The 21,969-nt window shown below is 40.0% G+C and carries 16 protein-coding genes, 1 tRNA gene and 1 pseudogene; 6 read left to right on the top strand and 12 right to left on the bottom strand.

What is annotated here, in order from left to right; translation table 11 throughout:
• Window positions 1-21: 21 nt before the first annotated feature.
• The 10 genes and pseudogenes from AC0L3Y_RS14805 to nadC form a co-directional block, all read right to left on the bottom strand.
• Window positions 22-244: pseudogene (locus AC0L3Y_RS14805) on the bottom strand (DNA gyrase inhibitor YacG).
• On the bottom strand, window positions 238-849 hold the full coding sequence (coaE, locus tag AC0L3Y_RS14800; protein ID WP_473465417.1) for a dephospho-CoA kinase: 612 nt from the start codon (window positions 847-849) through the stop codon (window positions 238-240). The pseudogene AC0L3Y_RS14805 and the gene coaE overlap by 7 nt, the downstream one beginning before the upstream one ends.
• Window positions 846-1,631, bottom strand: coding sequence for a prepilin peptidase (locus AC0L3Y_RS14795; RefSeq protein ID WP_473465414.1), 786 nt, complete (start codon window positions 1,629-1,631; stop codon window positions 846-848). The genes coaE and AC0L3Y_RS14795 overlap by 4 nt, the downstream gene beginning before the upstream one ends.
• On the bottom strand, window positions 1,628-2,473 hold the full coding sequence (locus AC0L3Y_RS14790) for a type II secretion system F family protein (RefSeq protein WP_473470638.1): 846 nt from the start codon (window positions 2,471-2,473) through the stop codon (window positions 1,628-1,630). The genes AC0L3Y_RS14795 and AC0L3Y_RS14790 overlap by 4 nt, the downstream gene beginning before the upstream one ends.
• A 207-nt stretch (window positions 2,474-2,680) precedes the next feature.
• Window positions 2,681-3,631 carry a GspE/PulE family protein gene (locus AC0L3Y_RS14785; protein WP_473465411.1) on the bottom strand — a complete coding sequence of 317 codons (951 nt, stop codon included), beginning with the start codon at window positions 3,629-3,631 and terminating at the stop codon, window positions 2,681-2,683.
• Entirely contained in the window at window positions 3,628-4,080 is a 453-nt protein-coding gene (locus AC0L3Y_RS14780) for a pilin (RefSeq protein WP_473465409.1), read from the bottom strand. The genes AC0L3Y_RS14785 and AC0L3Y_RS14780 overlap by 4 nt, the downstream gene beginning before the upstream one ends.
• Window positions 4,081-4,147: 67 nt before the next feature.
• On the bottom strand, window positions 4,148-4,519 hold the full coding sequence (locus tag AC0L3Y_RS14775) for a hypothetical protein (RefSeq protein ID WP_473465406.1): 372 nt from the start codon (window positions 4,517-4,519) through the stop codon (window positions 4,148-4,150).
• Between the two features lie 96 nt (window positions 4,520-4,615).
• Window positions 4,616-6,715, bottom strand: coding sequence for a phosphate acetyltransferase (gene pta / locus AC0L3Y_RS14770; protein ID WP_473465403.1), 2,100 nt, complete (start codon window positions 6,713-6,715; stop codon window positions 4,616-4,618).
• A gap of 45 nt (window positions 6,716-6,760) precedes the next feature.
• Window positions 6,761-7,957 (bottom strand): acetate/propionate family kinase, encoded by a 1,197-nt coding sequence (locus AC0L3Y_RS14765; protein ID WP_473465399.1) that lies wholly within the window; start codon window positions 7,955-7,957, stop codon window positions 6,761-6,763.
• Window positions 7,954-8,808 carry a carboxylating nicotinate-nucleotide diphosphorylase gene (gene nadC, locus AC0L3Y_RS14760; protein WP_473465395.1) on the bottom strand — a complete coding sequence of 285 codons (855 nt, stop codon included), beginning with the start codon at window positions 8,806-8,808 and terminating at the stop codon, window positions 7,954-7,956. Before nadC ends, AC0L3Y_RS14765 begins: the two co-directional genes overlap by 4 nt.
• A 974-nt stretch (window positions 8,809-9,782) precedes the next feature.
• Between nadC and aceE the strand changes: the two genes are divergently transcribed.
• From aceE to AC0L3Y_RS14745, 3 genes are all read left to right on the top strand, one after another.
• Complete coding sequence (gene aceE / locus AC0L3Y_RS14755) at window positions 9,783-12,449, top strand: pyruvate dehydrogenase (acetyl-transferring), homodimeric type (RefSeq protein ID WP_473465392.1); 2,667 nt, start codon at window positions 9,783-9,785, stop codon at window positions 12,447-12,449.
• An 89-nt stretch (window positions 12,450-12,538) separates the two neighbouring features.
• The gene (aceF, locus tag AC0L3Y_RS14750) at window positions 12,539-14,464 is read left to right on the top strand and encodes a dihydrolipoyllysine-residue acetyltransferase (protein ID WP_473465389.1); all 1,926 of its coding nucleotides are present in this window, start codon (window positions 12,539-12,541) and stop codon (window positions 14,462-14,464) included.
• 257 nt (window positions 14,465-14,721) lie between these two features.
• Entirely contained in the window at window positions 14,722-16,188 is a 1,467-nt protein-coding gene (locus AC0L3Y_RS14745) for an anion permease (protein ID WP_473465386.1), read from the top strand.
• Between the two features lie 66 nt (window positions 16,189-16,254).
• On the opposite strand, the gene AC0L3Y_RS14740 is transcribed toward AC0L3Y_RS14745, so the two are convergent.
• Window positions 16,255-16,339: transfer RNA gene (locus AC0L3Y_RS14740), tRNA-Leu, on the bottom strand.
• 182 nt (window positions 16,340-16,521) lie between these two features.
• Here AC0L3Y_RS14740 and AC0L3Y_RS14735 point away from each other — a divergent pair.
• From AC0L3Y_RS14735 to htpG, 3 genes are all read left to right on the top strand, one after another.
• Complete coding sequence (locus tag AC0L3Y_RS14735; RefSeq protein WP_473465384.1) at window positions 16,522-17,253, top strand: DUF599 domain-containing protein; 732 nt, start codon at window positions 16,522-16,524, stop codon at window positions 17,251-17,253.
• On the top strand, window positions 17,243-17,944 hold the full coding sequence (locus AC0L3Y_RS14730; protein WP_473465381.1) for an O-methyltransferase: 702 nt from the start codon (window positions 17,243-17,245) through the stop codon (window positions 17,942-17,944). Before AC0L3Y_RS14735 ends, AC0L3Y_RS14730 begins: the two co-directional genes overlap by 11 nt.
• 154 nt (window positions 17,945-18,098) lie before the next feature.
• Entirely contained in the window at window positions 18,099-20,027 is a 1,929-nt protein-coding gene (gene htpG / locus AC0L3Y_RS14725) for a molecular chaperone HtpG (protein ID WP_473465378.1), read from the top strand.
• A gap of 223 nt (window positions 20,028-20,250) precedes the next feature.
• Here htpG and leuA read toward each other — a convergent pair whose 3' ends face one another.
• Window positions 20,251-21,906 carry a 2-isopropylmalate synthase gene (gene leuA, locus AC0L3Y_RS14720; RefSeq protein ID WP_473465375.1) on the bottom strand — a complete coding sequence of 552 codons (1,656 nt, stop codon included), beginning with the start codon at window positions 21,904-21,906 and terminating at the stop codon, window positions 20,251-20,253.
• Window positions 21,907-21,969: the final 63 nt, after the last annotated feature.

The following is a 21,969-nucleotide window of genomic DNA, read 5'->3' as shown; positions in this document are numbered from 1 at the left end:
GTTACATTCCAGGTTTAGCTGTTATAAAAAAGACTTATTTGCATCAACAATAAGATCTTCGGAAAAAATTTCATCTTCTTCAGATGTTTGTTGCGGTATTGAATAAGACTCACTTGCCCAGGCTCCTAAATCGATGAGTTTGCATCTTGCGCTACAAAATGGTCTATCAGGATTTTCCTGAGACCAAGGCGATTTTTTTGCACGTCGGACAAGCAACTAAGGTTACGGTATTACTCTTTAACATACTAATAACTCTAAAATTTTTTCATGTAATCTGATGACTTTATCATTCATTTCGCCAATATTACCAGAATTTTCCAAGACTAGATCTGCTTGGTTTATGCGTTCACTATTACTTAATTGTGTTGCAATAATTTTTTCTGCATTTTCTTGGCTTATTTTGTCCCTAGTCATCACTCTTTGGAGCTGAACCTTTTTTGGAACATCAATTGCAATCACAAGCTGACAAATTGCATTTTGTTGTGTTTCAAATAATAAGGGGTGAACAAGAAGTGCATATTTTGATGACGTCTTGCCAAGTTGTATTTGAATTTCTTTTCGTATGGCTGGATGAGTGATTGACTCAAGCCATAATCGCTCTTCCGGTTGGTTAAATATAATTGTACGAAGAGCACTTCGATCTAAAGAACCGTCTTCTAAAAGAATGTGGTCACCATGGCGTTGATGAATTTGATGAAGGCAATTTGACCCTGGTTGAACCACAAGCCTAGCAACATCGTCAGCATCAACACTTTGAATACCTATTGCATTGAAACACTTTGAAATTGTGCTTTTTCCTGAACCTATGCCGCCGGCAAGGCCAATTATAGGAGTAGTATTGTTCATCATAAATAAAACACTATTATTCCTGAAAAGATTAAAAATGGACCAAATGCGATTTGTTCAGAACCATTTTTATTAAAGACTATAGTGTATAGGATTCCAGTTAAGCTTGCACAAAGTAGTAAGGGGGCTAAGTTTGAAATACTAAGCCACGCACCGAGTGCTGAAATGAGTTTTACATCCCCCAAACCAATTCCTTCTCGCCCTCTGAGCATTATATAGACTTGATGTAGAGTATAAATAGAGCAATAACCTACAAGCATTCCTAGTACGCTGCTTTCTAATGTTCTAGTTATTAGGTGAAATAAGAGGGCGCAAATCAATACGAGGATACAGCATTCATCAGGAATAAGTTTATGCTCCAAATCAATAATGGCCGCAGTAATTAGAGCGCTAATTAGGATGCTTTGTAATATCAATGAAGGAATATCGAAAGAGAGCCAAAATAAGGGTAAGCATAAGAATAGGTGTAATGTCTCGATGAATGGATATCGATAAGAAATAGATTTTGTACAGTAGCGACATTTTCCTTTAAGTAATAAGTAGCTAAATATAGGAATTAAATCATACCATTTTAATAAGTGTGAGCAGTGAATGCAGTGTGATCTTGTTGTTCTAATGGCATTTTCATCGCTAAAGATAAAAGGTATAGACAGTAAGTTATGAGCTTCTTTTCTCCATAAATGAAAGTACTTTGCCGGCCATCGCACTGTAAATACGGCTGAGTAGCTCCCTAGGCTCAAGGTGAAAATTATAAATAAGACTAATTCAAAGAATGTTCTATTCATCTTGGTATTTCCAATAGGGGAGCGTACAAAGAAATTAGAGCGGAAGTGACAAAGCCTCCAGCAACAAAAAGGCAGCACGCAGGAATTATTTTTTCGAGTAAAGAAATATTTTTTTGCCAACGTTTTTCATGCTCTCTAGCTGCAAGGCTTAATGCTCTTTCTATATCTCCATCCTGAGCGGCAGAATGTAAAGCGATGGCTGATTCATTGGGGAACCATTTAATTGGAAAGCTAGTTGCATAGCTTTGACCTAGTCTGAGTGTGTAATAGATTTTTAGAATGTCCTGTTTTATCTGTGTATGTTTAAAGTACTCAGGCATGCTTTTCAATGCGTCTTGTAGAGTTAGTCCTGTTTTCCTGCTAGTACTTAATAGAGAGAATAATTTCGTTAAACGAAAGTTATCACTGAATTTCTCTAGCCAATGGCAAGCATTTCCCTTATGCAGATTATGAATAATGAACAACTGAATTAGGCTGCATAGTAGATATAGACTGATAGAGATAATTAGTGACGAAAAACGGGTTGTTACAGCTATTGGTTGGAATGCACTATTGACTATCATGATAATAAGTGCGATTTGAATGATGCAGAAAGGGTAAATGACGGCTTTGAGTAAGCGTTGGGACCAATTGAGTAGGGTGTTGAGCTGTTCAATAGATAGGCTTAAGCTCTTTTCACAATCTTCTCTTGTCCCTTGGGAATTTAATAATTGGCAGTAAGGGGTTGTTGATTGATCAGTTAGCCTACTTAAGGTTTCATTAAACAGCGCCCCTCGCCCTAATTCATCCAATAGAGCCTTACTTACAGTAGCGATAGTCGAGTGTGTTGAAGATAAAGCCAGGTGGGAAATAGCTTGGTTAAGTTGTAATCCTGATTTTAAAGCACTTTGGATTTCCTTATAGAAAGTAAGCAGGGCTTTATAGTCTAACTTTTTAGGATTCCACTCAATAATGGATATTTGCCAATTCCCATTTTTAATAGCATCAAAAAAAGGTTTTTTTTAGATAATACATAGTGGTAATTAACCTCACCATTTTGTTTTTTAACTTTAAACCAAGGCATTTTGTTCTCCATCGTCATGATGGACAAAAGCTTGCCAGAGAGAAGGTAAGGAAATTAAGTGGTCATAATCTTTTGGTAAAGTGTCTTTCCATAAGGGTAATAGCCCATTGAATATTGGGCATTGAGAGGTTGTCTTATAAAGCATAGATTGATGGATTATAAGTTTTAATGAGCTTACTAGGGAGAAAAAATCAACTTGCCAACCATGACATCGGTGAATTGCATCAAGTGCGGAGTTTGTGTGTAGAGTAGCAAGGACTAGGTGTCCTGTTAATGCAGCATTGACTGCAAGATTAGCCGTCAATGCATCACGAACTTCCCCAACCATGATGACATCAGGGTCCTGCCTTAGGAATGATTTTAAGAGAGAGGCAGAATCCAAATCTATGGCTTGATTTGGTTCACATTGAAATAACCCTTGGATTTCATATTCGACAGGGTCTTCAATGGTGAATATTGTTTTTCTTCCATCATTAAGGGTATCAAGGCATGAATAAAGCGTTGTACTTTTACCAGCACCAGTGGCACCACAAACTAAGATCAAACCACATGGAGTGTTTAATGCTGAACGCAGTGTGCTGAGAAGATTTGGTTGTATTCCTATTTCATTTAATGCTAATCGACTTTTTTCGGGAAGTAATCTCATGGCAACTTTTTCTCCTTTCACAGTTGCAATGATACTGACTCTAATAAAAGTGCTTCTATCTCTTTCCTCAAATAAAAACTGACCCTCTTGAGTCCTTCTTGTTTCTGATAGATCCAAACTAGAACGCATTTTAATTCGATTAATGAGGTTTCCACCTTGAGGTAAATCAGCGACTTTATTGAGTTGTCCATAACTACGTTGGTAAACATGAAGTCCTATTGGTGTTTGTTCAATATGGATATCTGTAGCTTGGCTAGTAATTGCATTGGAAATAATTTCTTCTAACGTCATTCCTCTTCTCCTACGATACTTTTGCATTGAGTAGGGAGGATGTTGGCATCAAGGTCAGAGGTGCAGTTCCAGTTTCTGTCTTCATCCCGGGTGTACTGTATATATTGGTCTTCACTTATCCCGGTGTTACTGTTTAGCTTTAAGGTGATATTGCCAGTGCTATTATTCTGGTTGTCTACTGTAATGGATTTAGCTATGGAGTCGTCGGGCAGGGAGCGTTTAATAAGATTAAAATCACTTGTACTTGGAAAATATCCGTACAAAAGAATAAACTCTTCCACTAATGACTGGTGTTGAGTTGCTAGGTTTTGTGCCTCGATTAATTTTGCTTTAGATATTTGTCGGGTAAATGTCGGTGCAGATAGGCTAGCTAAAATAGAAATAATGGCAATAACAACCATTAACTCCAATAGCGTAAAACCTCGTATTGTTAGGCGAGAGAGTAGCATTCTTCACTCCTTGAAGATTGTTGAGTATTAGCATCCTGCCAATAAATTTTCGTTACTAAATATGAGATTAAATGATTTGATCGAGATAGTCACCTGTTGGTGTTTTTTCTTCGTAATTTGTTTTAATGTCTTTTTTGTTAGCATGACTTTGTAGAGAAAGGTCATCATCAATAAACTCTTCTTCTAACTCTTTTAAAAGTTTATTGTATTTGTCGGTTTTAGCTTCGTCTGCTTTCTTTTGCTTTCGCTGTGAAAGTGCCTGACCTTGCTCTGATATAGTTACGATATGATCACTGGATGCCTTTGCATTACGGGCATTAAGGGCTGCCATGTTTGTATCTTCATCTGAACGTAAATCAAATGGAATGTACCCAGGTTGAGTGGTATTTGCTGGAGTATGACTTGATATTGCAATGGTATGAGGAAGACTGCCTGACATAATGACCTCCAAATGAATGAGCGCTTTTAGATAGTAATAGCCATTAAGCAAGATGTCCAATGTGAGTGAAAAATGACACTCACATTGGTTTGCTATTTATATGTTCTCTTTCTGCCCAGCTTGAATTGCTGTGATAGCGATTGTATAGACTATGTCGTCTACTAATGCACCACGAGACAAATCATTTACAGGTTTACGGATGCCTTGCAGCATAGGGCCAATACTTACAACATCCGCGCTTCTTTGAACGGCTTTATAGGTTGTATTTCCTGTATTTAAATCTGGGAAAATAAATACAGTCGCCTTGCCCGCAACCTTGCTGTTCGGAGCTTTCTGCTTAGCTACTTTTTCCATAATCGCTGCGTCATATTGTAATGGCCCGTCAATTAAAAGATCAGGACGAAGGTTTTGTGCAATAGCCGTTGCTTCACGAACCTTATCAACATCATTACCAATACCTGATCCACCCGTGCTATAGCTAATCATGGCAACTTTAGGAGTAATGCCAAAAGCTGTTGCTGAATCCGCACTCTGAATTGCTATTTCAGCAAGCTGTTCAGCGGTTGGGTCTGGGTTTATGGCGCAATCGCCATATACGAGTACTTGATCCGGTAAGCACATGAAGAAGACGGAAGACACCAAGCTTGCATTTGGTGATGTTTTTATAAGTTGGAGTGCAGGACGAATCGTATTCGCTGTCGTATGAATAGCGCCAGAAACCAATCCATCAACATCCCCAATTTGTAGCATCATAGTGCCTAGAACAACGTTATCTTCCAATTGTTCGCGAGCAACAATATCGGTTAAACCTTTATTTTTTCTGAGTTCAACCATAGGTGCAACATAGCGTTCTCGAATATTTACAGGGTTTATAATTTCGACACCATGATCTAATTCAATACCATTATTTTGAGCAATACGTAAAATTTCAGTTTCACTCCCTAATAAGGTACAGCGAGCAATACCTCGCTCTGAACAGATAGATGCGGCTTGAATGGTGCGGACATCTTCACCTTCAGGCAAAATAATACGTTTATTAAGAGAGCGGGCAAGTTCAATTAAGCGGAATCGGAATGCTGGTGGCGAAAGTTTTCTTTCCTCCTGATTCATCGCAAAGGAGTTGATCCAATCATGATCAATACAGCGAGCAATATGCTCTTTTACCATGAGAACACGCTCTTTATCATCTAAGGGTATCTCTTGGTTGAAAGACTGCATGTTAATTACAGTTTCCCAGCTATTTGATTCAACTGATAAAACGGGCAGGCCTTTTGCCATAGCTTTGCCGCAAAGCGACATTAAAGATTCACTCGGTTGATATCCACCGGTTAAAACAAGTGCTGCAATTTTGATGTCATTTAATGCGGCAATAGCGGTTGCCATGATCACGTCAGTACGGTCACCTGGAGTGAAAACTAATACACCTGGGCGTAATGCTTCGAGCATATTTTCAACACCACGAGCGCATAAGGTATAGGACTGCACTCTGCGGGAGTCAATCTCCCCAGCATTGATAATGCGAGCATTTAAAAAGTCTGCTACATCCTTAACGCGGGGATAGGTTAACTCGTCCGCTGCTGGTATTTGACCAAGCAAACTGAAATTGCGTTTAAAAATACCGCGCTGTGCAAAAAGATCACCGTAAGACTTGACGCCTAATGAGCCGGGTGTGGTTTTGTTTAATATACAGCCGATGACATCTGCCGCTTTAATTCCACCATAAGATCCCGCAGCAATTTCAACATGATGTTCTAATTCGTTTACACGCATATTATTTGGTGCTGTAACTAGCACAAGACCAGCGTCAAGTGTTCTTGCAATGGCTTTGTTTAATCTGGTTGCATAGGGGTGACCTGCTATTTGTGCTAGGCCTTCTACGATAACGGTTGAATCAGGCTCTACGCTAGCTTGGAAACGGCCGACGATTTCTTCCATCAATTCATCAATGTTGTCGTTGTAAAGGTAGCGTTCAGCTTCATGTAAAGGAATTGGTTCGGCAGGTGTTAGTGTAGAGCCCTGAGCGACCATGGCTGTTGATTTGTCTGGCCCTTTATCTCCCGGCTGAGGTTGAGCAATTGGCTTGAAAAAACTGGCTTTTAAACCTTGCTGTTCTAGCGCTCGAACTAGGCCGACTGAAACAGATGTCAAGCCAACACCGGGTCCTGTAGGGACAGTCATGAGTACATTAATTGACATATTTTATAAATCCTAAATTAGTCCGTTATAGGTTTTCAGTTTCGATTAATGTTGAATTAAGCTAATGGTGTCTAGGGCAATCATTAGCTCTTCGTTTGTTGGAATGATCCAAACATTTGTATTGCTGGTTGTTGCACTAATATTAGATATTACACCACGAGGTGCGCTTTCATTTAATGTCGCATCTATGTGAATATTAAATGCTTTCAAATTATTACAAATGACTTGGCGTAGATACTTAGAGTTTTCTCCGATACCGCCAGTAAAAACTAAATGATCAATACTTTCTAGTGTCGTCGCCACGCTAGCTAAATATTTAGCAGTACGAGCGGCAAACATATCAAGGGCTAGCTTGGCTCTTTGATCACCTGATGCCATTGCTTCTTCTAATGTACGACAATCATTTGAAATTTCAGATACGCCTAATAGCCCGCTTTTTTTAATTAAAATATCAAGGGCTTCGTCAGCTGAAATGTTTTCAGCTTGACTGATAAAGGATATTAAACTCGGATCTAAGCTGCCGGAACGGGTTCCCATCATTAGACCTTCTAATGGTGTAATTCCCATGCTGGTGTCAGATGATTGGCCTTTATTTATAGCACAAGTGCTTGCACCATTTCCTAAATGGGCAACAAGAACGCCTTGCTGATCACTATCTTTTGAAATCTCAGCTAAACGTTGGCTAATAAATCGATAGCTGGTGCCATGAAAGCCATATTTACGAAAATTATGATCTCTGTAGAGGCTCATTGGAATAGGGTACAGGAACTGTTCTGGAGCCAGAGTTTGATGAAATGCAGTATCAAAAATAGCGGCTTGAGGTAATCCTGGGAAAAGTTCGAAAGCCACTTCAATCCCTTTTATATGTGCTGGGTTGTGAAGAGGAGCAAATCTTGAACAATCTTTTATTCCTTCAAGTACTTCTTGGTTTATTAGGACTGATTCAGTAAATGTTTCTCCGCCATGTACAACTCTGTGGCCGATGCCAACTAAAGCATTTTCTATAGAAGGATGAGCACTTAGCCAATGTTTGATTTGATCAACAGCATTCTTGTGACTGCCATCGTCAAGTAGGATCTCTTGCTTTTTACCATCATATTTGAATGTAATGGTACTTTCAGTTGAGTTAGATCCAAGCCTATCTGCAATCCCTTCAACAAGTATTTCCTGTCCAGCATTGGCTAATATGGCAAACTTTAAAGAAGAGCTTCCGCAATTAATAACTAAGATACTATCTTTCATGAAATTTCCTGAGATACCCGTAAAGACAGGTCTATTGCTTGAATATGTTTTGTTAAAGCACCAATAGAGACAAAATCTACGCCTGTTTTAGCAACTCTTAATAGTTTTTCTTTGTCCATGTTGCCGGATGCTTCAAATTTCACTTGTCCTTTAAAATCTGAGACTGCTTTGGCCATATCTTCATAAGAAAAATTATCTAACATAATAATATCTGCGCCAGCGTTAACTGCCATAGCTACTTCGGCCAGGTTTTCAGTTTCAACTTCTATCGTTTTACCAGGAGCAATGCTTTGAGCCATTGAAACGGCGTTGGAAATTGATCCTGCTGCCATTATATGGTTTTCTTTTATTAAAAAAGCATCGTACAGACCCATTCGATGATTTTGTCCGCCGCCAATCGTGACTGCATATTTTTGAGCTTGACGCATTCCTGGTAAAGTTTTTCGTGTGTCAAGAATGGTTAATTGGGTACCTGCAACAATTTGACTATATTGATGAGTGATGGTGGCAGTATAGGATAGAGTTTGTAAGAAGTTTAAAGCAGTTCGTTCGCCCGTTAAAATAGTTCTTGCGTTGCCTTTAATAGTTAAAAAGGGCTTGTTAGGTTCTAGTGAGTCCCCTTCATTATTATGCCACTCAAGTTTTACTTGGCTGTCAAGTTGGGAAAAAACCTCATTGACCCAAGGTTGCCCGCATAAAATAGTTGGTTCACGACTGATCACCCGCGCGATAATTTCTTGATCTTGAGGGATTAGTTGAGCCGTTATGTCTCCAGCACCTAAGTCTTCTTCTAGTGCGAAAGCAACTTGTAATTTAATGTGCTCGATTAAAAGAGCGCTCAAAGGTGTCATGTACTATCCTATTTGCTACACAATAAAAGTCGCTATTGTAACGTTATATTATAGACTCGTCAGTGTTGTTTTTTTGATATTCATTGATTTACATTGTCCTTTTTGTGCTCTTTAGTTTCGGTTTTCAACTTTAATAGGACTGGGCGAAGGTAATGGATGTTATTAGGAAAGAAGGCTGAAGAGGCGTTTTCTCCCTCTTTGATTTGCTAAATAAAAGTATTTGGGGGGATGTATCTGACAATAATAGAAGTATAGTGTTTGATTTTTAATATTTAGGTTTTTAGCATTTTTTGATGGGGAAAAGCATTTTTTTGAAGAATTAATAGATTAAATTCTTCTTATTCTATAATTCATGAGATTTGTTGTTTTTTTACGATTCCCATCGTATTTCAATGGATGTACGTAGTTTTTTTACTGATTTTTAGATAGGATTCACGGCGTTTTAATATTTATGAAGTGTATACATCACTTCAAACTTGATGTGGATGGCTAGGCGATTCACTGATTAGGTGTTAATCTTACGCCCGAAATCGATGACTCTTAGGTGAAAATAAACCTTATTATTTGTAAGTGTTTTGTAAAAAAACACCAAGATTAGATTTAGAAAAAGATCGTTTTATATACATATAAACAAACAGTTTTGAATTTTTATGTGCAGTTGGTAACAGCAATTGCATGTAAAAACTTAATGTTGGGTTTGATGAACCAAACCCAAATTGGAAGCGAACCGACTAGATATATTAGTGGTCGATGCAATGGAAAAAATATAAAAACAACAAGAATTACCATTGGAACGGATAAAACGACGCTTTAAAAATGAATAGTAGGGTGTCGTTTTATCTTAGGTCGGCTGGAACTCATATGATTATGTATATGAGTTTCAGTGGTTCGTTTAAGTAGCCTCCAAGGCTTAAACACACGTAATGTCCTTGGTAGGTTAAGTATCTGTTCTAATAGCGGGAGTTATTAACACGATGACTGAGCAGCATATTCTCGAAGACATCGATCCAATTGAAACCAAAGAGTGGGTCGATGCGCTTGAGTCTGTCCTTCGCGAAGAAGGTCCTGATCGCGCGCAATACATTTTAAATCGTTTGACGAATGAAGCTTCAAAAGCTGGTACGTCAATGCCGTCGTCCATTACGACACCATACCGGAATACCATTGCTCCTGAAAATGAGAAGCCATTACCGGGTGATGTATTTATGGAGCGTCGTATACGTTCTATAATTCGTTGGAACGCATTGGCTATGGTAATGAAGGCGAACCGTGTTGACTCAACACTCGGTGGCCACATTACAAGCTTTTCTTCTGCAGCAACGCTTTATGATATCGGTTTCAACCACTTTTTTCGTGGTAATGATGGTAAACAACAAGCTGATATGGTTTTTTTCCAAGGCCATATTTCTCCAGGTATTTACGCTCGTTCATATATTGAAGGTCGTTTGACTGAAGAGCAGTTAGATAACTTCCGTCGTGAAGTAGATGGTAAAGGTATCTCATCTTACCCACATCCTTGGTTAATGCCTGATTACTGGCAGTTCCCAACGGTATCTATGGGGTTAGGCCCGTTACAAGCTATCTATCAAGCACATGTAATGAAATACCAGCATAGCCGTGGTCTTATTGATCAAGGTGATCGTAAGGTATGGGCGTTCCTTGGTGATGGTGAGTGTGATGAGCCAGAATCTTTAGGCGCCATTGCGCTTGCTGGACGTGAAAATCTTGATAACCTTATTTTCGTGATCAACTGTAACCTACAGCGCCTTGATGGTCCTGTGCGTGGTAATAGTAAAATTGTTCAGGAACTTGAAGGTGTATTCCGTGGTGCTGGCTGGAATGTAGTCAAATGTCTATGGGGTCGTCATTGGGATCCTCTTTTTGCGAAAGATCACAACGGTTTGCTTGTTAAACGTATGAACGAAGTTTGTGATGGTGAACTTCAGAACTACAAAGCAAACGGTGGTGCTTATACTCGTGAACATTTCTTTGGCAAATATCCAGAATTGCTAGAAATGGTTAAAGACATGACCGACGATGAGATTATGAATCTTAATCGTGGTGGACATGATCCTTATAAAGTTTACGCAGCGTATTCCGAAGCAACTTCTCATAAAGGTCAACCGACTGTTATCTTGGCGCAAACCGTTAAAGGTTACGGCATGTTTAAAGCGGCTGAAGCACAAAATACAGCGCACCAAACTAAGAAGTTAGATGAAGAGTCACTTGCTCAGTTCCGTGATAAATTTGGCATCCCTATTAGCGATGAAGAGCTAAAAGATTTGCCTTATTACAAACCAGCTGATGATAGTCCAGAAATGCAATATATGCGCTCACGTCGTAAAGAATTGCATGGAGCTTTTCCGATTCGGAATCACGATTGTGAAGCGCTTGAAGTTCCTTCTTTAGAAGCCTTTAAAGCTCAGATCGCTGGAACTAAAGGTCGCGAAATCTCTACTACTATGGCGTTCGTGCGTGCATTAAACGTGATGGTGAAAGATAAAAATATTGGTGAGCGCGTTGTACCGATTGTTGCTGATGAGGCTCGTACATTCGGTATGGAAGGCATGTTCCGTCAATTAGGTATTTACTCATCTGAAGGTCAGCGTTATACGCCTCATGACCATACTCAGATTATGTATTACAAAGAGTCTTCTGATGGTCAAATTCTTCAAGAAGGCATCAATGAGCCAGGTGCATTTTCTGCATGGTTAGCATTGGCTACATCTTATGCTAACAGTGCTCTCCCTATGATCCCTGTTTACATCTACTACTCAATGTTTGGTTTCCAGCGCATTGGTGACTTAGCTTGGGCTGCAGGTGACTCACAAGCACGCGGTTTCTTGATTGGTGCCACTGCTGGTCGTACTACGCTAAATGGTGAAGGCTTGCAACATGAGGATGGTCATTCTCATATTCAGGCTGGTCTTATCCCTAACTGTATATCTTATGATCCGACTTACTCTTATGAAGTAGCTGTTATTGTTCAAGATGGCTTGCGTCGTATGTATAAGGATAAAGAGAGCGTTTTCTATTACCTAACCGTAATGAATGAAAACTACACTCATGAAGATATGCCTGAAGGTGTTGAAGACGGCATCATTAAAGGGATGTATAAACTTAAATCTCATCAGAAGAAAACCAATAAGAAACAAGTTCAATTACTTGGTTCTGGCGTTATTCTTCGTGAAGTCGAAGCGGCTGCAGAGATTCTCTTTAATGACTATGGTGTGAATTCTGATATTTGGAGCGTCACATCGTTCAATGAGTTGCGCCGAGAAGGTCTTGATGCAAGTCGTTGGAGTATGCTTCACCCAGAACAAGAAGCTCGTCAATCTTATGTCGAGTCTTGTTTAGATGGCAAAGGCCCAGTGATTGCATCTACCGATCATATTAAATTGTTCGCAGATCAAATTCGTCCATTTGTAAAAGGTACTTATAACGTACTTGGTACTGATGGTTTTGGCCGCAGTGATACTCGAGCTCAACTACGTCACTTCTTTGAAGTTAACCGTTATTGGGTTGTGGTTTCTGCCTTGAATGCGCTGGCGAAAGACGGTGTGATCGATGCATCTGTAGTTAGTGGGGCGATTGCAAAGTTTGGTTTAGACCCTGAAAAACCAAATCCAGTTACTTGCTAATTACCTGACAAGCTAGGTATTTGGCTTGGGATTCCCTAAGCCAAATAAGTTTTTAAGTTTGATGCGTCTATACAACAAAGGAGATTTCTGTGAGTACTGAAATCATTCGAGTACCTGATATTGGTGGTGCGACTGATGTCGAAGTTATCGAGATCAGCATTAAGGTTGGCGACATTATTGAAGTTGACCAATCTGTTATTGTTCTAGAAACGGATAAAGCTTCCATGGATGTTCCATCTTCTATGGCAGGTAAAGTAAAAAGTATATCTGTTAAAGAAGGTGATAAGGTTTCTGAAGGTGACGAAGTTCTTGTCATTGAAGTGGAAGGTGTTGAAGCTTCTGCTCCTGAAGCGGTAAAAGAAACACCAGCAGTAGCTCCAGTTCCGGCTGCAGCACCTGTAGCTGCTACATCTTCTAGCGAAGCAAAAGTTTCTGTGCCTGATATTGGTGGCGCAACGGATGTAGAAGTCATTGAAATTTGTGTATCAGAAGGCGATATGGTTGAAGAGGGTGACTCTATAATCGTATTGGAAACTGATAAAGCTTCAATGGATATACCTTCTCCATTTACTGGTAAGATAGGTAAAATTTCTATCAAAGTTGGCGATACTGTTTCTGAGGGTGCAGACATCCTTATGATATCAACGGAATCGTCTGAAGTGCCTGCAACAGTAGAAACCACTGCTCATGTAGAGGCGGCTGCTCCAGCAGCTGAGCCTGTTGCGGCACCAGTTTCTGGTGGTGTTGAGTCTGTTAATGTTCCTGATATTGGTGGTGCTGAAGGTGTAGAAGTTATCGAAGTGGCTGTTGCTGCTGGCGATAAAGTGAAAGAGGGCGATTCTATTATCGTTCTTGAAACTGATAAAGCTTCTATGGAAATTCCTGCACCTAAGTCTGGGACAGTGAAATCTGTTTCGATTAATGTCGGTGATAAAGTTTCTGAAGGGCATCCTGTTCTTGAGCTTGAAGTTGAAGGCTCTGTTGCCGTAGCGGCACCTGTTGCTGAAAAAGCGGCGCCATCAGCATCTGCAGCGCCTCAAGCAAGTGTTGCGAAAGCAGCGGCGCCAGTTGATCAGTCGGCAGTATTGTCTACTCCATCAACGAAAGTTCATGCTGGGCCTGCAGTTCGTATGCTTGCTCGTGAACTAGGTGTGGGTCTTTCTCTTGTTCGTGCTACTGGTCCTCGTGGCCGTATTACAAAAGAAGATTTGCATGCTTATGTTAAAGCTGCTGTTCAAAAAGCAGAATCAACATCGCCAGGTGTTGGTGCTACTGGTGCTGGTTTACCAACAGTTCCTGATCAAGACTTTAGCAAGTTCGGTGATATCGAAGTTGTGAAAATGAGTAAGATTCAGCGACTAACTGCACAAAACATGGTTCGCAACGCACTTGTTGTGCCTCAAGTCACGCAGTTTGATAAAGCGGATATTTCTGATCTTGAAAGCTTCCGTAAAGGCTTGAAAGGAGAAATGGAGAAGCAGGGTATTAAGTTGACGCCTCTTCCTTTCCTAGTTAAAGCAGTTGCTCAAGCAATGGTTGCAAACCCTAGCTTTAACGTATCCCTAATGGCTGATGGCGAAAGCTATGTTCAGAAAGGTTATGTTCATATTGGTATTGCGGTGGATTCACCAATTGGTTTGGTTGTTCCTGTATTGCGTGATGCTGATAAAAAGTCAGTGGTTCAAATTGCTAAAGAAGCAAATGAATTGATTAAGAAGGCGCTTGACAAGCAACTTAAACCTGCAGATATGCAAGGCGGTTGTTTTACCATTTCTAGTTTGGGTGCAATTGGCGGTACAGGATTTACTCCTATCGTTAACTGTCCTGAGGTAGGGATTCTTGGTGTTTCTAAAGCAGACATTGAGCCTCGCTGGAATGGTAAAGAGTTTGAGCCTCGTACTATGTTGCCGTTATGTTTGTCTTATGACCATAGAGCGGTAAATGGTGGTGATGCAGGTCGTTTCATGACGTACTTGAACTCACTGCTAAGTGATGTGCGTCGCCTAACACTCTGATTCGTCTTTGTTAGTTCAATAAAAAAACCGCTTTTATAGCGGTTTTTTTTATTTATTTTCTGGGTGTGAAATCAATATTTGGAAGACTACTAGGTGATGAGGTGTGGGGGTGTGCTTATATAAAAAGGCGTAGTAAAGCAGGCTTCACTTATCTTTATGTGATGTGTGTCAGTTTTTATTGCCCTGCGCTGAGCTAGTATAAAACCAGAATTCCTTTGATGCTCAATGCGTAATTTCCTAGAATTTAAGGTGCTGTAATGAAAACTGCTGATATTCGGGTTATTCCTGGACTCATTTCTATTCTTATTATTCTATTATTCTGGTTTGTGATTCCAAATCCTAGTGGCGTAACTTCAAACGCATGGCATTTATTGTCATTATTTATCGGTACTGTTGTCGCTATTATCGGTAAAGCGATGCCAATAGGGGCTATTGCTATTTTAGCTATTACCTCGGTTGCACTTACTGGTGTTACAAATGATAGTCCGTCTGGCGCAATCAAAGATGCTCTGAGTGGTTTTTCTAATTCATTAATTTGGTTGATTGGCGTGGCAATCGTTATTTCACGTGGGTTGGTGAAAACAGGGTTAGGTAATCGAGTAGGGTATTACTTTATTTCTTTATTCGGACGAAAAACCATCGGTATCGGTTATGCTTTAGCTCTTTCTGAGTTGGTTATCGCGCCTGTAACACCAAGTAATACGGCTCGCGGTGGTGGTATTATTCATCCCATTATGAAATCTATCGCAACCAGTTTTGGTTCTTCTCCAGAAGATGGTACGTCTCGTAAAATTGGTCATTATTTAGCACTGGTTAATTATCATATTAATCCGATTACATCTGCGATGTTTATTACAGCAACGGCGCCCAACCCTCTAATAGTTAAGCTTATTGCGGATGCTACAGGCTCCAGTATTAGTATTACATGGGGGACTTGGGCGCTTGCAGCTTTTCTACCTGGTTTACTTTGTATCGCTCTTGTCCCTTTGGTTGTTTATGCGGTTTATCCGCCTGAAATTAAAAGTACACCGGATGCTAAAATTTATGCAGAGTCGAAGCTTCTTGAGATGGGAGTCATGACTTATGGTGAGAAGGTGATGGTTAGTGTTTTCGCCCTTTTGCTTATTCTTTGGGCGGGTGTTCCCGCAATGATATTTGGTGACGTTTATGTCGTTAATACAACAGCGGTTGCTTTTTTAGGCTTATCTATTTTATTAGTAAGTGGTGTTTTGAGTTGGGAGGATGTACTTAAAGAAAAGTCAGCATGGGATACAGTTGTATGGTTTTCTGCGCTAGTAATGATGGCAACTTTTTTAAATAAGTTGGGGTTAGTTGCTTGGTTTTCTAGTGTTGTTGAAAGCAATATTGAGCAATTAGGTTTTAGCTGGGCTGTTTCTGTAATCATATTGGTGGGGATCTATTTTTATGTTCATTACTTCTTTGCCAGCACAACGGCGCATATTACGGCAATGTTTGCGGCCTTTTATGCTGCCGGTTTAGCGTTAGGTGCGCCTCCTTTATATCTTGGTTTGCTCTTGGCTGGTGCGTCTTCTTTGATGATGTCGCTCACTCATTATGCTACAGGGACATCACCAATTATTTTCGGATCAGGTTATGTATCCATGGAGAACTGGTGGGTTATGGGGTTCATTATGAGTATTGTCAATTTAAGTGTTTGGGGGGTTGTTGGTGGGCTTTGGTGGAAGCTTCTAGGGTACTGGTAATTAGGTTATTTTTAAACGATGGAGTGAAAACTGTATTTGCTTAAACAGAAAGAGGAATCAAAAAAATGGTGCGGATGGAGAGACTCGAACTCTCACGCCGTGAAGCACTGGAACCTAAATCCAGCGTGTCTACCAATTCCACCACATCCGCATGTTGTCTTGACGAGCCGAAACCTTACCGATATTTGGCGTCTATGCAAGTCTTTTTTATCAAATGCTAATTATCTTATAATTTATAAAGAGCGTGAATTTTATAAGAGTAATCAGGGACATATAAAATTAAAAGTGATTTAATGAGGGCTTAATAAACTGTTATTGAAGCAGAGTTAAATTATGGAAAGTCGTTCGGTTTCTTTGTTGTTTAATGCGCTAGATCTTACTACTCTTTTTGTTTTTTTTGCATGCTGGTGGGGGTATGCTATTTATGCTCAGTATAATTCTCGCCGCCGTCCTTGTTTAGTCAGTGTTTTGCATCAGTTTAGATTGGCCTGGATGTCTCGTTTATTGCGTCGAGATAATCGAATTGCGGATGCTTCTGTAATGGCAAATTTAGAGCGAAGTAGCCTATTCTTTGCATCTAGTAGTTTGTTGATTATTGCTGGTTTGTTTACTGCTTTTAATTATTCTGAGAAAGCTCTAGGTATTCTTTCTGATTTTTATCTTCTTGCTCCCATGAGTCAGCAAGAATGGGAATTAAAAATTATCGTATTAGTTGTTATTTTCTCCTATGCTTTTTTTACCTTCACTTGGTCTGTTCGACAGTACAATTTTTGTTCAGTGTTGGTTGGTAGTGCACCTTTGGCAACTGAACGAGGAATAGAAGACAGTGAACGAGAAATGTACGCGAATCACATGGCGCAAATCTGTAGTTTGGCCGCTAATCAGTTTAACTATGGTTTGCGGGCGTATTATTTCGCGATGGCATTTTGTGGTTGGTTTCTTGGTCCGTATTTTTGTATGGCGGCGAGCTTTATGGTTGTCGCTGTTTTGTATCGTCGAGAATTCCGTTCAAAAACCTTTAAAACATTGAGCCGTGGACTCATTATGAAATCTCATGCTTCCTAATTTCCCTAAACCTTTACCAGAAGACGACAAGCCTGTTAATCGAACCGTTAAAGTTGATGATAGGCTGTATCAATACTTGGTGGATGTGTCCGTTCGTGAATCGGATTTGTTAAAAGCATTGCGTCGAGAAACGGCTCAGTACCATATGGCGCGAATGCAGTTATCTCCGGAAGTCGGTCAATTACTTGCTTTGCTCATTAAGCTTCAGTCACCTAAGAAACTTCTCGAAGTTGGTGTTTTTACGGGTTACAGCACTTTATCAATGGCAATGGCAATGTCAGGAGATGCTTCTTTAATTGCCATTGAAAAGAAACAAATGTGGTTGGATATTGCGACACGCTATTTAGACCAAGCTGGTGTGAGTAACAGAGTTAAAACATATTGTGATAAAGCATTACCTGTTATGGAGTCGTTTTTAGATCACCAAGCAGAGTCTTTTGACTTTATTTTTATTGACGCAGATAAACAAAATTTACTGGCTTATTATCATTTGAGTAAAAAACTGCTTCGTGCTGGAGGCTGTATTGTAATTGACAATACACTTTGGTGGGGGAATGTTGCTGATGAGGCGTTTACGGACAAGGATACTTGCATTGTTCGCGAATTGAATAAAACCATTTATCAAGATAATGAAATTGAAATGTCTTTGATACCGATTGGTGATGGCTTGACGATAATTCGTAAAAAATAGCTTATTTTTCTGTCTTTTTTGTAATACCTATAAATTTATTGTGACTTAGCCTCTTGAAATTGCTTCAAGAGGCTTTATTTATTGAGCACAAGCAAAAAGAAATACGTCTTTGAACTTGGTTCAAAGATTCATTCAAATAGGAGCAAGCTATAACATGGCAACTGATACTCAAAAAGAAACGTTAGGATTTCAAACGGAAGTGAAACAACTACTTCATTTGATGATCCATTCTTTGTACTCAAACAAAGAAATCTTTCTAAGAGAGCTTATTTCTAATGCGTCTGACGCAGTAGACAAGCTTCGCTTTGAGTCTGTCGCTAACGCAGACCTTCTCGCAGAAGATCCAAATCTCCGCGTTCGCATTGAATTTGATAAAAAAACAAATACCGTCATTATCGATGATAATGGTGTTGGTATGTCTCGTGAAGAAGCGATTACGAATTTAGGCACGATTGCCAAGTCTGGTACTTCTTCTTTCCTAGAGCAGTTAAGCGGCGACCAGAAAAAAGACAGCCAGTTGATCGGTCAATTTGGTGTGGGTTTCTATTCTGCTTTTATCGTTGCCGATAAAGTGACTGTTGAAACTCGTCGTGCAGGTTCTGCTGAAAATGAAGCGGTTCGGTGGGTGTCTGATGGTTCTGGTGAATTCACTATTGAAAACATCGACAAGGCTACTCGAGGTACTCGCATTACATTGCATTTAAAAGCTGATGAAAGTGAATTTGCTGACAACTTCCGTTTACGTACTTTGGTAACTAAATATTCAGATCACATTTCTATTCCTGTTGAAATGGAAAAGCCGGTTTATCCAGAAATGGACGAAGAGGGCAATCCTAAGCCTGTTGATGAAAGCAAAGCACCAGAATTCGAAGCGGTTAACTCTGCAAAAGCACTTTGGACTCGCCCTCGTAATGAAGTGACTGATGAAGAATATCAAGAATTTTATAAACATATTTCCCATGATTACCAAGAGCCTTTAAAGTGGTCGCACAACAAGGTGGAGGGTAAATTAGAATATGCTAGCTTGCTTTATATTCCTTCTGTTGCACCTTACGACCTTTGGAACCGTGAAATGCAACGTGGTCTAAAACTCTACGTTCAGCGTGTATTTATCATGGATGAAGCTGAGGCATTCTTGCCGCCTTACATGCGTTTCGTAAAAGGTGTAATTGATTCAAACGATTTATCTTTGAATGTTTCTCGTGAAATTTTGCAAAATGACCACGCTGTAGATTCTATGCGTGCGGCATTAACCAAGCGTGTTCTGGACATGTTGAGCAAAATGGCGAAGAACGAGCCAGAGAGCTACCAAAAATTCTGGGATCAGTTTGGTAATGTCATTAAAGAAGGCCCTGCTGATGACATGGGTAACAAAGATAAAATAGCAGCACTATTGCGTTTCAGTACAACCAATACTGATGCGGTAGAGCAAACTGTGTCTTTGGCTCAATACATCGAACGCATGAGCGAAGGTCAAGATAAGATTTACTACATCTATGCGGAAAGCCACAACACGGCGAAAAACAGCCCACATCTAGAAATTCTTCGTAAGAAAGGTTATGAGGTTTTATTGCTAAGTGATCGTATCGACGAATGGATGATGTCTTCTCTACAAGAGTTTGACGGCAAATCTTTCCAGGATGTTACGAAAGGTAAGCTAGATCTAACTGATCAAGAAAACGAAGAAGAGAAAAAAGAGAAAGAAGAAAAAGCTGAGCAAATCAAACCATTGCTTGATCGCATGAAAACAGTATTGTCAGAGAAAGTAGCGAGTGTAAACTCAACCAATCGTTTGACTAACTCACCAGCATGTTTGGTGGTTGGTGAAAATGATATGGGCTTACAGATGCGTCGTCTGCTTGAGCAAGCGGGACAACAACTTCCTGATTCTAAGCCGTCTCTAGAGGTGAATCCAGATCACCCAATTGTAGCTAAGATGAATGATGAATCTGATGAAGAGCGATTTTCAGATATGGCATGGTTGTTGTTTGAACAAGCAACTTTATCTGAAGGCGGTCAGCTAGAGGATCCAGCAACATTTGTTAGTCGTATGAATAAGTTGATTGTGCAGCTAAGCGAGTAATTTGCTAAAAAAACAATCTTGATAGATTGAATATAATAAGAGGCCCATGTCTATTAATAGATATGGGCCTTTTTTTGTTTTATCTTTTGTTCTGTTAGGATGATGTAACGGGGGAATTTACACGAAGCGATAATTGGCTTTGTAGTCTTTGATTGTATGATGCTATCAATTTAGAAGGGAGAAAACCTGATGCAAATGCTTTACATCAGGTTTTTATAGGGGGCTAGCTCTGTGTGATTTTTTGGTTTGCTGTTGCTAACAATGCTTGAATCGAAGCTGAGACAATATCATTATTGATCGCCACGCCGTTGAAACGGTCACCATTGATATTAGCTTGAACATAAGCAATCGCTTGTGAATCACTACCAACTGTCAAGGCATGCTCTTGATATTGGATAATATCAATACGCATATCAAAGTGTTTGCCTAATGCTTCACTAAAAGCAGATAAAGCGCCGTTGCCACTACCGGTAATACTGATTTTGTTGTTATTACTGATAAGCTGAGCATTTACCGTATCTACATCATCTTTGGTTAGGTCATATTTTCCTAACTGGAATGGCGTTGTTCCCGTCATGAAGCTTGCTTCAAATAGTTTCTTCATAGATTCAGCATCAACAACACCACCATCTTGTTCTGCATATTGTTGAACCATAGGGCTAAATTCCACCTGTAGCCAGCGTGGTAGTGCTAAGCCATATTCTTGCTCAAGAGTATAAGCAACACCGCCTTTGCCCGATTGGCTGTTCACACGAATAACTTCTTGGTAGCTACGGCCAACATCGCGAGGATCAATTGGCAAGTAAGCCACATCCCAAGGTTTGTCGTCTGTTTGGTTTGCCAAACATTTCTTAATGGCATCTTGGTGAGAGCCTGAGAAAGCGGTAAAGACCAATTCACCTGCGTATGGGTGGCGCGGATGAACTTGTAATAAGGTGCAGGCTTGAACAACACTGATAATGCGGTCCATGTCGCCTAATGCTAATTTTGGATCAATGCCTTGGCTATACATATTCATAGCGATAGTTACTACGTCCATGTTTCCGGTACGTTCGCCATTACCAAGCAAAGTGCCTTCGATACGATCAGCGCCAGCCATTAAGCCAAGCTCTGCTGCGGCAACACCACAACCACGGTCATTGTGTGTGTGTAAGCTGATAATCATGCTGTCGCGTTGTTTTACATTACGGCAGAAGTATTCGATTTGATCGGCAAAACGATTTGGAGTAGCGACTTCAACGGTAGCTGGCAAGTTAATGATGATTTTGTTGTCAGGTGTTGGTTGCCAAACATCAGCGACAGCGTCCACGACTTCAACAGCGTAATCGATCTCTGTGCCAGTAAAGCTTTCTGGTGAATATTGGAAAACCCATTCTGTTTCAGGGTGTTTTGCTGCATGTTCTTTTACGCATTTTGCACCTTTTATTGCAATGTCTTTAATGCCATCTTTGTCTAGGCGAAAAACTTGTTCGCGCTGTGTTTTAGATGTTGAGTTATAAACATGAACGATGGCTTTTTTTGCCCCCTTCAATGACTCATAAGTACGTGCGATCAATTCTGGACGAGCCTGAGTTAAGACTTGAATGTAAACATCATCTGGCACCTGGTCTTCTTCGATCAACCAACGTACAAAATCAAAATCCAGCTGAGATGCAGCAGGGAAGCCGACTTCAATTTCTTTAAAGCCAACATCTACTAGTAGGGCGAAGAATTGTTTCTTTTGTTCAACTGTCATTGGCTCAACTAAAGCTTGGTTGCCATCACGCAGATCCACACTAGACCAGATGGGGGCCTTAGTAATTTCTTGGTCTGGCCAAGTTCGATTCTTAATATCGACAGATTTAAATGGTGTGTACTTAGTGTGATCAAAAGATGTCATGATCCTTCCCTTTTTAGTATTGGAGCGGATAAGCTCGGTTTTCATTTTTAATGCACTTGGGTA

The sequence above is a fragment of the Marinomonas sp. GJ51-14 genome, from assembly GCF_055808695.1.
Note: the sequence above shows the minus strand (reverse complement) of the source record. Positions and strands in the feature narration are given on the sequence as shown.